Below are 13,815 nucleotides of genomic sequence, written 5' to 3' on the forward strand. Positions count from 1 at the left end.
ATTGCCAGAAAATTTAGGCTTTTTGTTGCACAGATCGTTTTATGTCATTCCCGCATATGCGGGGATGACATCAAGTAGGTTTTACCGATCTACGCAACAATGCCTGCTCGCAATGACAAAATCTATAATTATTAGGTAATATTTTAACTTTCTTCCTCACTTTGTTCTATCGGTTCTAAACCATATAAAGATATCATACGTTCAAATACTCTACCGGCAGTAGGGGCAGCCGTCCAACTTGCAGTTGCAAAGCCAAAGCTTTCTTTAGTCGGTTTCGGCTCATCAAATCTAATAAAAATAATATATTGCGGGTTAGATGCAGGCAGCATACCTAAAAACGATGACGCTCTACTATTTTTTAGATATTTCTTTTTTCCCCCTACCCCTTGTGAAAGTTTTTCTGCCGTACCGGTCTTACCGCCGATAAGATAGCCTTTGACCTCTGCTCTTTTACCGTTACCTTCTTTGACTACCGCTCTAAATAATTTCTTCATTTGGGTGGAGGTATTTTCACTAAAAACTTTTGTACCTATTACTTTTTCATCCTTTCTTTTTAATAAAGTAAGATCATATAAAGTACCGCCGTTAACAACCGGTAACATTGCTCTAACAAAATGCAAAGGGCTAATCGAAATGCCGTAGCCATACGACATAGTAACACTCGTTAACTCATTCCATCTTTTCTCAGAAGGAAATAACGGAGTACCTCGTTCAGGTAATTCTATTTGTAACTGATCTAATAGACCTAATTTCTTTAAGTATTTTTTAAAATTGCTTTTACCGATTTCAAGCATAATTTGACTTGTGCCAATATTTGAAGAATATAGAAAAATCTCAGGTACACTATGCCATCCTTGCCTTGGCGTATAATCCTTAAGCTGGAATCCTCCTACTTTCATATAACTTATATCATAAGCATCATTCATATTTATTGCACCGGTATCAAAGCCGACTGCCATAGTTAATGCCTTAAACACCGAACCCATTTCGTAAATGCCGAGACTTGCTATATTAAACAGCTCTTCCGGTTTGGCTAAACTCGGATAATGCGGATCGAAATCAGGCTTATTTACTAATGCTAAAATCTCACCATTATTTGGATCAGCAATAATGCCTACTGCTCCTATGGCCTTAAATTGCTTTAAAGTTTTATCAATCTCCTCGCTTAAAATACTTTGTAATCTGATATCAATAGATAATTGAAGCGGTTCTTTCCGATTCTTTGGTTCGTTTAATTCATAATCAGAATTAGTTAAATACTTATCATAAGCGAGCTCTAAGCCACTAAGCCCTACCGAGTCTCTACCTACATAACCGACAACATGCGACAATAAATTAGAAAAGGTATAAATTCGTTTCTGCTCTTCTTCAAATTCAAAACCAAGTAACCCAAGGCTAGTTATCTTTTCTTGCTGACTAGGTAGTAAATCCCTTTTTACCCATATAAAGCTTTTATTTGACTTAAGTTCTGCAAGTAATTTAGCTTTATTAATATCAGGTAGAATTTCTGCTAGCTTTTTTACGGAAGTTTCAGGATCAAGTACTATTTGTGGATTAGCAAATAATGAGGCAGAAGGTAGGTTCACTGCTAATAAATTACCGTTTCGATCAACTATTTCTTTTCTAAATTGATGATTTTTTTTAAAGGAATTAATATTTTTATCGTAAACATTCGTAGCAACGATTATCAATCTGTAAGATAAAGTACAAAAAAGAAAAGAAAAGACACAAATAACCATTAATAATCGGATTTTTGTATTTTTACTACAAACATTCCAAATTGTTAGACTTTTAATTGTAGGTTTCCATTTTTCCAAAATTTGTTTCATATGTTATTTATGGTGTTTCAAACACTAATATTTCCGCAATCCTTATGTCATTCCCACGAAAACGGGAATCCAGTACTTTAAAACCTTTTCAAAACTTGATTCGAAAAGTAAAAAATCTTTGAAATCAAGATTTTTTGAAAAGCTCGATTTATCTCGCTTTACCCTAGATTCCCGCTTTCGCGGGAATGACATCGAACGCTTTTTCCAAGCCATGCAACAATCCTACCAAGAAAAAAGAGCAAGGAATCCACAAGACGAGAAATGGAGCGTATACTGAATACGTGAGTACCGCAGTACTTGTAGGATGACGTAGCCAATTTTTGAAGTTCATCGAGTATCCTTCACTCTACTCGAAACAGTCTGTATATACTTATTATTTGTAATTCTTTTGTAACGCCATTTACTACTCTTGGAAATACTAATATTATGATTAAATTTAATATTTTGATCGATATTTGGCCCTAACGGATCTTTGATCATTTGATAAGATTTAACTGTTTCTAATTTTAAATAAGCCGCCGCAAGTTTTTCTAATCTAGCCGGCAAAAGTAGATAAGCTTGCTCTGCTTTTAAAATATGAATATTATTATTCTCACTATTTATCTGTTTTACAACGCTACTTAATTGATAATCAAGAGTTGAGACTCGCTCCTTTATGCTAAACAAACTACATATTGCTATAATTGTTATCAATAATGTTAAATAGTGAAGCTTGCTTATACTCATAATTAATTACTCATATATCGCTTTTGCTGCTCGAAGTTTTGCCGATCTCGCTCTAATATTTAGCCCTACTTCTTTATCTGACGGTGCTAGAGCTTTGTTAGTAATAATCTTAAGCCATTTATTTGGATCAATCGTCATGTCGTCTTTAGCATATTTTGATCTTACTACCGGCTTTTCCGAATTTTCTTTAAAGAAATTCTTAACTATCCTATCTTCTAAAGAGTGAAAAGACACCACAACTAAACGTCCGTCTTTCTTTAATATATTTTTTACATTCACTAAAAACTGCTCTAACTCCCCAAGCTCATCGTTTACATAAATCCTAATGGCTTGAAAGGTTTTAGTTGCAGGATCAATTTTGCCTTTTCTAAATCCTATACTACTTCTAACAATCTCGGCTAACTTGCCTGTACTATCAATTCTCGCCGTTTTTCTATATTCTACAATTCTCTTAGCAATTCTTCGTGAAAAGCGCTCATCTCCGTATTTGTAAATTACGTCAGCTAGCTCTTTTTCCTCTGCCGTATTTACAAACTCCTCGGCGCTAAGCCCTTGCCCGCTCATACGCATATCGAGTGGTCCGTCATGCAAAAACGAAAATCCTCTATCTGCTATATCTAACTGCATTGATGAAACACCTAAATCCAGCACTATCCCATCAAATTTTTTTTCCTTAAGCTTTGCAAAACTATCCGCAAAATTTGTTTCTACAAAATCAAACCTCTCACCGTAATTTTGCTGAATTTCTTCGGTTCTTTTAATCACGTTTGGATCACGATCCAAGGCTGTGACATAACAGTTACAGCTTTCTAATATTGCTTTGCTATATCCTCCTGCTCCAAACGTACAATCTAAATAAGACTCACCATCTTTTGGGCTTAAGGCCTCTAACATTTCATTTAGCATTACAGGCACGTGAGATTGTATCATTAATGAGCATTCCTTAGAGTTAACCGCTTTTCATGAGCAATTTTTTGAGCGGCATTTAAATATTTCTCAAAATTCTGCGGCTGCCAAATCTCAAAAATCACCCCTTTACCTACAAAACATGCTTGCTCTTCGATTCCTGCATGCTTCATTAAAGATTGCGGCAATATAACTCTTCCCTCCCCATCAAAGGAAAGTTGTACAGCTTCCCCGAATATCATAGTCTCAAACGCATCACGCTCCTCGGAATAAGGATCAAGCGTCTCTATCATCTGCCTTAATTTCTCGATATGCGAAATACCGCACACCTCTATACAATTATTCCTAATCGACGGATAAGCAATTACACCGTTAAATAATTCTTTCCCTAGTACCGCACGGTAATTCGCCGGCACCGACACCCTACTCTTTTTATCAACACCATTTACATACTTAGATAAAAATACATTCATTGGGTTAATTTGGGATTTAATGGGAAATTATAGGATATTATAGGAATATCAAGGAGTCAAGGGTTTTTAACAAGGATGAGTTAAATTATTAAGATGTCATACCATGGCTTGACCACGGTATCCAAAAAAATAATTTAAAATACTAATATTAGTATTTTAAAATGGATTCCGCGATCAAGTCGCGGGATGACAGAGGGGGAATTGATCCACATAACAACGCCATACAGGAATAACATCGAACCACACAACAAAGCTTAATCCAATGATTTTATGGATTTTTTTAAGTGATTTTCACCTTGAAAATTCATATTATTTAATATATTAATTTAAGGTAAATGATTATAGTAATTTGATGGCTAAAGTTAGAGAAATAGAAACGAACATGGCTACTCTAATAACAGAACAAACATCTTCTTATGATACAGGTATGGTGTCTGGATATTACCTTACTAGAGCAAGACGACATCCTAACTCCTATTGCTTCTTCCAATTTTATCCCTAGCATTAGTTTATCAGCCATTCAAGAAGTACCACTGATATCCTCATCTTCTGCACAAGACTCCGGCTACAACATTACACTAGATAAACTATTCGAACAGTTTCACATCACTTACGGAGCATATTCTTTTTACCAATCCAAGTTTTTTCAAACCGCTCAACTAAAACATCTTATAAAAAAGGTTTTAGATCATCAAGGTGATGATATCAATATTCAAGCTTCGTTTAATCATACAGTTCTACATAAGGCTATTTACCGCAAACTTTATGATATAGCTGAATTTGTACTAGAAAAAGGAGCTTCAACAGAGTTAAAAGATTTAGATGGATATACACCTCTTCAATTAGTTATTCATGAAGGCTACACATAAATGGTTAAATTTAATAATATGGAGCAGATCATCGAGATAAAAAACTAATAGAATTAGTACCCGATGATAAACCTGAATTAAAAGCTTTTTTAAGCCTTGCAATAGCGTCTCAAAATAATAATTCTAGCACAATAGATAGTTCTCTTGTTACCACTAAAGATATAGAAAAATTAAATGATACTACAAATTTCTATACCGGTTCAAGAATATCTAAAATTGTTGTGGTTGCTGATGAAAATCCTGAAGAGTTGGGACTTGAATTAGCTGGTGAAGTACATGAATAGGTTTCTTAAACATACTCAATAATGACCTATAGAACTATTTTAATATAGGTTAATTTAAAAAATATTGACTTATTAATTTTTATTATGTTTTATTTGAAATAATTATTGATTAATGTTAATAATGATTTTATTTTTTACATAAATAAAGGTTAATTATGCCGCAACTTAAAATAGGTATTTTTAAAATACATAAATATTGTAAAAATATAAAAACTACAACTCAATTAAACGCTAACTATCCCCTAAAGAAAAAAACTACTGAAAAAAAATTAAACCCCACGGTAAAATATATAAATATGATCCCAACCAAGATATTTGGACACCGGATACTGAACTTCTTGGAACAGATTATGACACATAATTATAAATCTAGCATTCTTGACTACATATATATTGTGAACAAATGCTAAGTTTGAGCTTTAAAATCTAATTTATGTTTAATTTACCTATTGATAATATTATCGTATTCATATACCTAATATCTATTCTACTTATTGGTATATATTACCGAGCTAAACATAGTAGTTTTAAGAACTATGCAAATGTTGAAAGTAAAGCGCAAAATAGTAAGCGGTTATTAATAGCTACGATATTTGTAAGTTCTGTCGGAGGAGCCACCACTTTCGGCATTATGGAAAAGGCTTTTTTGGGGCATGAGTATTATGCTTACGCTCTTATACTTACAATACCTATAGATATATTAATTGCAATCTATATAGTGCCTTTAATTGCCAAACATTACGGAGCTGAAAGCATCGGCGATATCCTGAGTACATATTACGGTAATATAGGTCGTTTTATCGGAGGGGTTAGTTCGGTTATCGTTTCAGTGGGGTTTTTGGCTGCTCAAATAAGCGTAAGCGGCTATATTTTTCAATATATCTTAGAAATAAATGATGTAAATGGGGTAATTTTAAGTTATAGTATAGTACTTATATATACTACAATAGGCGGTTTACAATCTATTGTTTTTACTAATTTACTACAATTTTTGGCGATGATAATTGCTATACCAACCATAACTTTTATCAGTTTAAATAAAATCGGTTTTGTAGATTTTATTAATAACCTACCTACGGAAAATGCAAATTTTGATCAGAGCAACCTACTTTCTTATACAATTGCAGCAGCTTTAAGTTTTAGCGTCATGAATCTATATCCTACATTTATTCAAAGAGCTTTAATTAATAAAAATCCTACGCAAACAACTAAAGCAATATATGCAAAATCCGCTATATATTTTTTCTTCTTGATTTGCATTACTTTAAATGGTTTAATTGCTTATAAGCTTTATCCAAACCAACCGTCAAATTTAGTATTACCTTATTTAATCAACCAAATCATCCCGACTTTAATTCAAGGGATAGTAATGAGCGGACTCTTAGCTGCCGTTATGTCTACTGCTGATTCTGATTTAAACGTTACTTCTATAGCTATTGTTAAAGATATAATCAATCCTATTTTTAAGGTTAAAAATCAGCAAAAATTATTATTAATTGCTCGAATTATTAACGTTATAATAGGAAGTTTTGCAATAATTGTAGCTTTAAAATTTAGTAATGTAATTGACTTAGTAGTATTCTTCACTGGTTTCTGGGGACCGGTAATATTAGTACCGTTAATAACAACGCTTTTTGGTATCAGAACATCTAAAACTATAATGGTCTTATCATCACTTGGCGGAGCAGCTATCTTCTTAATATGGGAATATTATTCTTTATCGTTGCAATATTTCAACCTTAGAGGAGTGTTTATAGGGACGATGGTGAGTCTTGTGATATTTATTCTAGGATGGTGGTATTCTAATGTCATTACGAGGAAAGTCATATAAAATATATTATCTATTTACTTGAAGTTTTAAATAATTTAATATATTAACTCAAGGTTAATAATTGAATTATGAGGATTTTATGTCTAAGCAAAATAGTATTGAAGGAAAATATAGCATAATAATTCCTATTGAAGACGAGAATGGGAGAATAAAATTTAAGCTTAATTCACGTGATGACATTAATGGCAGCACTTTAGCTGATATAGCTACGTATTCAGAAAATATGCGTAATATGTATTACTCTACTAAGCAAAAAAATGATGCTGTTAACTCTTTAATGACAGGAACTTTAAATTATTCTATTCATGGTACAATGACTCCATATTATCCTGACTTAACTAAATTTAATATTAATGATTTATCTCAGAATGATGAACCTAAATTAATAGGCGAAGCATGCCAAGAACTTAAAGATCCTATTGAGGATATAAAAAGCTAGCCTTATTGCATGAATCCAGAAACCTGCGTGATGTCATTCCTGCGGAAGCGGAAATTCAGTGACAAGTAGAAAATCGAGCTTTTAATTTTTAAAATTTAGTATGTCTAGACTTTTTAGTGACTGGATTCCCGCCTCCGCGGGAATAACATAGCGACTCATACAACTAGGTTTTTCATGAGTTATAATATTAGTTTTTTCTGTGCAAAACATTAAAAATTATCTCAGCAAGTAACTTGTTAATACCATTTACTTTAGCAAGCTCATCTATGGTTGCGTCGCATACTGCTTTATACGAACCAAAATAATGCAGTAATGCTTTTTTTCGAGTTTCACCTATACCCTCTATATCGTCAAGGCTTGATATTTTTATAGCACGTGATCTACCTAGTCTATGATTCTTTATGGCAAAATTATGTGCCTCATCTCGCAAGATTTGTAAATATTTCATAACCGGCAAATTCTTATCTAGAGTAAATACTTCCTTACCTATCACATGGAACTGTTCAAAACCGGCATTTCTATCTACTCCTTTTGACATACAAACAAAAGGAATATTCATTTCAAATTTATCCATCACCTCTTTAACGACGCCTAAATGCCCTTTGCCGCCGTCTATAATCATTAAGCTTGGCAATTTATGCGGCTCTTGCCTTAACCTTGTAAGCCGTCTTGTTAGGACTTGCCGGAGCATCTCATAATCGTCACCTTTTATGTTATCCCCGCAGTTCTTTATGCCATTCCCGCGAAAGCAGGAATCCATTAACCTTTTTGGATCCCCGCTTTCACGGGCATGACATACGAGAGAGGGAGCATGGACATTAAAAACCCGATATTCTTTTTTATCAAAACCGACTTTACCAGCAACTACCATCACTCCAACCGCAAACTTACCTTGAATATGGCTATTATCATAAATCTCAATTCTTTCAGGAATTTCAGAAAGACCAAATAGCTCTTTAATTTCAAACATAATCTCTTGATTTTTTGCAAATTTCTTCAAATACTGCTCTAGAGAAAATAAAGCATTTGTCTCGGCATTTTGAACTAATTTAGCCTTACCGCCTTTATTAGGTACTGTAATATTAAGCTGAAGTATATTGTTGATTTTCTTAATCGCCTCTATCACATTCTCTTTATCATTAATTTCATGATTAATTATAATTGCCGCAGGCACGTGTTGTTTTTGGTAAAATTGTAATAAAAAATATTCTAATACTTCTTCTTTGGTACTATTTTCGGTAGAAGTAGGAAAATAAGGAATATTACCGCATGCTTGCCCTGCCCTATATAAAAACACTTCCACGCAATAATGCCCGTTCTTGTCCACAATAGCGATTATATCTGCGTCTTTAACGACATCTGAAACTCCTGCCTTAAGCTGCACATAACTAAGTGCTTTAATGCGATCTCTAATTTCTGCCGCTTCTTCAAAACGCATCTGACTACTTAGCTCTTCCATCTTTCTAGATAGGTTCTCTTGGAGTTCTTTAGTGCGACCTTGTAAGAAATCTTTAACCTGAGTTACTAAGTCTCTATAGTCTTCCTTGTTTATTTTACCGACGCAAGGAGCATAACAACGTTTTATTTCATATTGTAAACAAGGGCGAGTACGTGAATTAAAGTAATTATCCGTGCAGGAACGTAATTTAAAAATTTTTTGTAGTTCGGTCAAAGTAGTATTAACTTCCGCACTCGAGGCAAAAGGACCAAAAAACTTCCCGTCACTTAGAGTTTTACCTCGATATTTTAGTAATTGTGGGAAATCATGATCTAAACGTAACTTAATGAAAGGAAAAGACTTGTAGTCCTTAAGAAGAATATTAAATTTCGGCTGAAATTTCTTGATTAGCTGTGCTTCTAAAAGTAGTGCTTCAACTTCGGAATTAGTGATGCTATACTCTAAAAAACAAGTATTTGCAATCATCCGAAGCGTCTTATTATCTAAAGTGCTTTTAATGTAATTAGTAAGGCGTTTCTTTAAATTTTTAGCTTTACCAACATAGATAACTTGCTTGTTAACATCAAACATTCGATAAACCCCTGAACGTTCAGGAGCATCTATAAGTTTAGATTTAATTAACTCACTTCCGGTAATTTCTAGGGTCATGTGTATAGTGTCCTATGTCATTTTTAGCTAAAAGCCGAAATCCAGAAAAAATAACCTTAATATATTGATATAAAAATTACACATTAAACCTAAAAAAACAAGTTTTTTATAGGTTTTACTGGATTCCCGCCTTTGTGGGCATGACATAGAAGAGTGCACCATGCAACAATAACCTTCAATTCCCCGTTTTATTATACGGATTGTCATTTGCGACTTTAACATTCACTATTTTTCGTGTATTGTCATCAAAGAAAAAGGTTATTTTAAACTCATCTCCTACATTTAAATCTACTTTTGGGTCATAAAGCATAATATGCATGTCACCGGGCTTAAAATCAACATTAATATTACCGGCAATTAAAAATGGATAATCCACTTTTACCATTTTACTAACCCCTTGATCATTAATTGTTTGATGAATTTCTATTCCACTTATCTTATCTGAAGATATATTCACTAAATTATAACTCTTACTTCTACTATTTATTAATGTAAAATACATAGCAGAATTGCTAACTTTACCTTGCACATTTGTTGTAGGTCTTGCCCAAGGCTGTGCAAAGTGAACGGCTGCCTCTGCAGGTAAATCATCGGGCTGATCAGAAGAAGAATTTGTAGCATTAGGATTTTGAGCTGTTTGGTTATCAGCATAGCTTACTGCACAAATTAAAGTTATAAAACTAATTAGTAATGTTTTTAGCATAATAATACCCTTAATAAATTAAAATGAAATATTAGCATAGATTAAATATAAATCTAGTTTTTTAAAAGATATTTTTTGTACACTTCTTGTGGTAATCTCTCTATAGCATAACGAACTGCGGTTCTTGGCATTTGTAAAGTATAACAATCCAAAAAATCTATTAATTGTTTTTCATCTTTTTTTCCTGCTTCACGTAGCATCCAGCCTACTGCTTTATGCATTAAATCATGTTTATCGTTTAAGAGTAATTTTGCTATTTCAAAAGTCGTATCTAATGTATTATTTTTGATAAAATACCAAGTAGCAACTATAGCTATTCGTCTTTCCCATAGAATTTCCGATTTTGTTAATGTAAAGAGATAATCCTTTTTTTTATTCCATAAATAAGCTCCGATTATATGATGAGCTGATGCATCCACTAAATTCCAATTATTTACGTGTTTTATATTGTTTAAATAAAAATTATACAAAAACTCTTTATCTTGTGCTGTCTGATATTGCATAATCAAAATAGCTAATGCTAAAAATCTCTCTTCATTAAATTCTGAAGTAATAAGTTGGCTTAAATCCTCCATATCCAAATTATAATAACTTTTAGCTATTGTACGTAAAGTCGGCACGGTAACACCAATAAATCAGTCATGCTCTCCATACTCTCCTTCTCTAGTGTTCAAGAATAGCGCTCTACGCTCTACAGGAATAGTAGCATTCTCAAGTAAAATATTTCTAATTTGCTGTAAATTTTCTCTCATGTTCAATAAGCCATTTTTTACGATGTAATCCCCTGCTATAGCCTCCAAGTTTGCCATTGCTATTAATAATACGATGACAAGGAACAATGATTGCTAACTGATTCATACCATTAGCATTTGCAACAGCTCTATAAGAATTAGGTTTGCCCAAAGCTTTAGCCTGATTTAAATAGCTTCGTGTTTCACCGTAAGGTATATTAATTAATTCTTGCCAAACCATTTTTTGAAATGGGCTTCCTAAAAGCCATATAGGCGTATTAAATTTTTGTAAAGTACCGTTAAAGTATAATTGAAGATCCTCTTCAATCATTAAAATCGGTTCAGTGCTTCCAGGAATAATAGCAGATTCTGTCTTAATCCTTAGCCTCTCAATTTCACGCTCCAAACCTCTTCTATCAACAAACTCTAGCAAATAAAGCAATTTTTCATCACTAATTGCCAGCATAGAACCAAGAGGCGTATCTAGCCAAGCCGCTTTTAAACTCATTATTTTACCCAAGACAAATTACTAAAGCAAAAAATACTGACTGTAAGATAGGCATTATATTTGCTGCCATCTCTCCTGCAACCAAGTAAGAAAATGATTGCTGAAATAACCCGCGGGTCACATTCATACTAACTAACTAAGGATATATTCTAGAAAGTGAGAATTTTTCTCTTAAGTCATCATAAGCTTCACGATTAGCATTAAGTAGCATTGCTTGCTTCATCCACTGGTGAATATCTGTTTGTTCTTTTTTAAGATATTTTAAAGTATCAGATGTCATAGCTTTTAATCTACTTGCTAATAGCTCTTGCCTATTAGAGCTAATACCTATGCTATTTGCAAATTTAGTTAGTAATATATCATTTAATTCTTTATTAAAAGCTACCTTAATTAAAGGAGTTACTTGTTTGCAGGTTTTAAAAGAAATAGTAGAATTATTTGGGTCTTTATAATAAATACCAAAATTATTCGGCATATTTTGTTCGATAAAAGCAATTATATCACTGGCTCTTTGTGCTTCTGCTTTTTTGCCTAAAATATTGCCGATGATATAAGGTTTCATAAAACATTGTCTTAAAAATTCTTTTGTGTTGGTTAAAGTTACTGGATCCTCTATTTGAATATCTTTGATTTTACCGATAGCTTTTGCCCCAAACATGATACCATTCTGCCTGCTTGATAACCCTTCATCCGGTGGAAGTAAATGCTTTTCGAGCGTCTCTGATAAAGAGTGACTTATTTTTGATGATATAGAAGCAAAAAAAGCAACACCTACTGGAATATTATCAATTTTTACAGGAGCCTGCATTGATATTTCATCTTTGAGCCACACATTTGCTTTGGGAGCAAATAAAAAGACAAAAATAAATAAGGATGGAAAAAACCATTCCATAGCAAAAATACCAATATTACCTCTAAAAATAGCACGAGTTGCTGTCCAAATACCACCAATTGTCAAAGCAAACTGACCTACCGGAGTAAAATATTCACTATTTGAGGCAAATACTCTTCCTATGCCATTAAAAACTTGCCATAATATATCTCCTCCACCAAATGTATGTATTACGTAATCTGTCATATTCTTTTTATTTTTTTATCTTCTTTGCTTATTTTTGTGCTTGCTTATCTGCTTGCTCATCTAATTTTAATTTATAATTAAGCCCTCTCTTTAGCGATTAAATGTTGCTCTATTAATCTTGCTCTTCTATCAATCTGATCACTACTTGTTAGCATATTACTCCATTTTTCTTGAGCAAAAAGTTGCACTCTATCTAAAGCTTTTAAGTAGGCGGTTAAATGATGATCTGATACTTGTTTTGGTTTCAGCATGTTTACTGCTTTACGTACTTCAGAGATCACTTCCTTTAAATGCTGCAATAAACTGTAACTAGCAATTAACTCTGACGAACTCTCTAAAATAGTAACTCCTGATATTGCTTCTAAGGTAATATAATCATATATTGGAAATGCTTCCCCTATCGATGATAGAAAACTAATATCTGCATTATTAAATTCATTGTTGCTTGCGAGTTTACTCTTTAATTCATCCAATTTTGTTTTAGCTTTGCCTTGATATGATTGTTCTGGGGCAATGCTAATATTTCGTCTTATTACTGGATTTAAACAATTACTGTTATCGCATGTATAGATTGATGCAGATTCCCCACCTTTTAAATGAGTAATCCAGCTCTTTTCATCTTGAGCAAGTGACTCAAGGAAATAAACATTATTATCTCGCACTATTATAGTTCCAGTCATTGACATAATGGCACTTCTCATATTTTCAGGGATTCCTGCTTTTTCTGCTGCTTTAGTAAAGATATTATAATCAGTAAGCATTAATTCTGGATCTTGATTTTGGACATTCGCTAAAGCTTGTTTTTGCTCTAAATCATTACGACATTTTTTGCCGGCAGCAAAATAATCAAACCCTGAGCTGGATTGTAAATCTCTACAAACTGATTCTCTCATGGCTGAATCTTTAGGCAAAATGGAAGCGAAAATAGCTTTAGTCATTTCACAATCTCCCTTAGCAAATTGATTCATTTCCATAGCAAGATTTCTTAAATCTTTTAAGGCATTTTCTATTTGTGGAGCAAAAGTTTTAAGACCCAATGAAAATGCATAAACTTTTGCTTGCGTACCAATATTTTTCATCAGCTGTACTAGCTCTTCACCTGAGATAAGCGAAAAACTACCAAGATAAGCATCTATACCGCTACAGCTCATGTTTAAAGATGGCGGAGTAATAGAAATAGGATTAAAAGATGTTTTACCTGTCCGCATTGATAGTCCTCCTGCTGCATTAATATAGGGACTGTTGCGAGATAATTTTTAATAGTAAAATGAGAGGAAAACAGATAAATAAATATTTAGCTCTGTCCAAATATTTTTAAAAAGAAATTCTGT

11 protein-coding genes and 2 pseudogenes are annotated in these 13,815 nt (G+C 33.1%); 3 read left to right on the top strand and 10 right to left on the bottom strand.

Going from position 1 to position 13,815, the window contains the following annotated elements; all coding sequences use genetic code 11:
* Nucleotides 1-143: 143 nt before the first annotated feature.
* From C4Q30_RS02270 to mraZ, 4 genes are all read right to left on the bottom strand, one after another.
* Nucleotides 144-1,829 carry a peptidoglycan D,D-transpeptidase FtsI family protein gene (locus tag C4Q30_RS02270; RefSeq protein ID WP_103897072.1) on the bottom strand — a complete coding sequence of 562 codons (1,686 nt, stop codon included), beginning with the start codon at nucleotides 1,827-1,829 and terminating at the stop codon, nucleotides 144-146.
* A 327-nt stretch (nucleotides 1,830-2,156) separates the two neighbouring features.
* Nucleotides 2,157-2,555 carry a cell division protein FtsL gene (gene ftsL, locus C4Q30_RS02275; RefSeq protein ID WP_014014497.1) on the bottom strand — a complete coding sequence of 133 codons (399 nt, stop codon included), beginning with the start codon at nucleotides 2,553-2,555 and terminating at the stop codon, nucleotides 2,157-2,159.
* Nucleotides 2,556-2,561: 6 nt separating this feature from the next.
* A complete protein-coding gene (gene rsmH, locus C4Q30_RS02280) occupies nucleotides 2,562-3,485 on the bottom strand; it encodes a 16S rRNA (cytosine(1402)-N(4))-methyltransferase RsmH (RefSeq protein ID WP_103897073.1) in 924 nt (307 codons plus the stop codon).
* Nucleotides 3,485-3,934 carry a division/cell wall cluster transcriptional repressor MraZ gene (gene mraZ, locus C4Q30_RS02285; protein ID WP_010977464.1) on the bottom strand — a complete coding sequence of 150 codons (450 nt, stop codon included), beginning with the start codon at nucleotides 3,932-3,934 and terminating at the stop codon, nucleotides 3,485-3,487. Before mraZ ends, rsmH begins: the two co-directional genes overlap by 1 nt.
* A 416-nt stretch (nucleotides 3,935-4,350) precedes the next feature.
* On the opposite strand from mraZ, the gene C4Q30_RS02290 reads away from it, so the two are divergent.
* From C4Q30_RS02290 to C4Q30_RS02305, 3 genes are all read left to right on the top strand, one after another.
* Entirely contained in the window at nucleotides 4,351-4,803 is a 453-nt protein-coding gene (locus C4Q30_RS02290; RefSeq protein WP_245207434.1) for an ankyrin repeat domain-containing protein, read from the top strand.
* 717 nt (nucleotides 4,804-5,520) lie between these two features.
* On the top strand, nucleotides 5,521-6,918 hold the full coding sequence (locus C4Q30_RS02300; protein WP_103897075.1) for a sodium:solute symporter family protein: 1,398 nt from the start codon (nucleotides 5,521-5,523) through the stop codon (nucleotides 6,916-6,918).
* Nucleotides 6,919-7,141: 223 nt separating this feature from the next.
* Nucleotides 7,142-7,357: a hypothetical protein gene (locus C4Q30_RS02305; RefSeq protein ID WP_037215376.1), complete on the top strand. Its 216-nt coding sequence runs from the start codon at nucleotides 7,142-7,144 to the stop codon at nucleotides 7,355-7,357.
* 187 nt (nucleotides 7,358-7,544) lie between these two features.
* Here C4Q30_RS02305 and uvrC read toward each other — a convergent pair whose 3' ends face one another.
* The 6 genes and pseudogenes from uvrC to C4Q30_RS02340 all read right to left on the bottom strand — a co-directional run.
* Nucleotides 7,545-9,464 (bottom strand): excinuclease ABC subunit UvrC, encoded by a 1,920-nt coding sequence (gene uvrC, locus C4Q30_RS02310; RefSeq protein ID WP_103897076.1) that lies wholly within the window; start codon nucleotides 9,462-9,464, stop codon nucleotides 7,545-7,547.
* A 175-nt stretch (nucleotides 9,465-9,639) separates the two neighbouring features.
* On the bottom strand, nucleotides 9,640-10,167 hold the full coding sequence (locus C4Q30_RS02315) for a copper chaperone PCu(A)C (protein ID WP_014014504.1): 528 nt from the start codon (nucleotides 10,165-10,167) through the stop codon (nucleotides 9,640-9,642).
* Nucleotides 10,168-10,220: 53 nt separating this feature from the next.
* The gene (locus C4Q30_RS02320; protein WP_342447532.1) at nucleotides 10,221-10,799 is read right to left on the bottom strand and encodes a DNA alkylation repair protein; all 579 of its coding nucleotides are present in this window, start codon (nucleotides 10,797-10,799) and stop codon (nucleotides 10,221-10,223) included.
* 94 nt (nucleotides 10,800-10,893) lie between these two features.
* Nucleotides 10,894-11,406, bottom strand: coding sequence for a methylated-DNA--[protein]-cysteine S-methyltransferase (locus C4Q30_RS02330; protein WP_103897078.1), 513 nt, complete (start codon nucleotides 11,404-11,406; stop codon nucleotides 10,894-10,896).
* 10 nt (nucleotides 11,407-11,416) lie between these two features.
* A pseudogene (locus C4Q30_RS02335) lies at nucleotides 11,417-12,484 on the bottom strand (conjugal transfer protein TraG N-terminal domain-containing protein); the annotation flags it as partial.
* A gap of 77 nt (nucleotides 12,485-12,561) precedes the next feature.
* Nucleotides 12,562-13,710, bottom strand: a pseudogene (locus C4Q30_RS02340) (conjugal transfer protein TraH); the annotation flags it as partial.
* Nucleotides 13,711-13,815 lie beyond the last annotated feature (105 nt).

Source organism: Rickettsia fournieri (assembly GCF_900243065.1).
GTDB lineage: Bacteria > Pseudomonadota > Alphaproteobacteria > Rickettsiales > Rickettsiaceae > Rickettsia > Rickettsia rickettsii.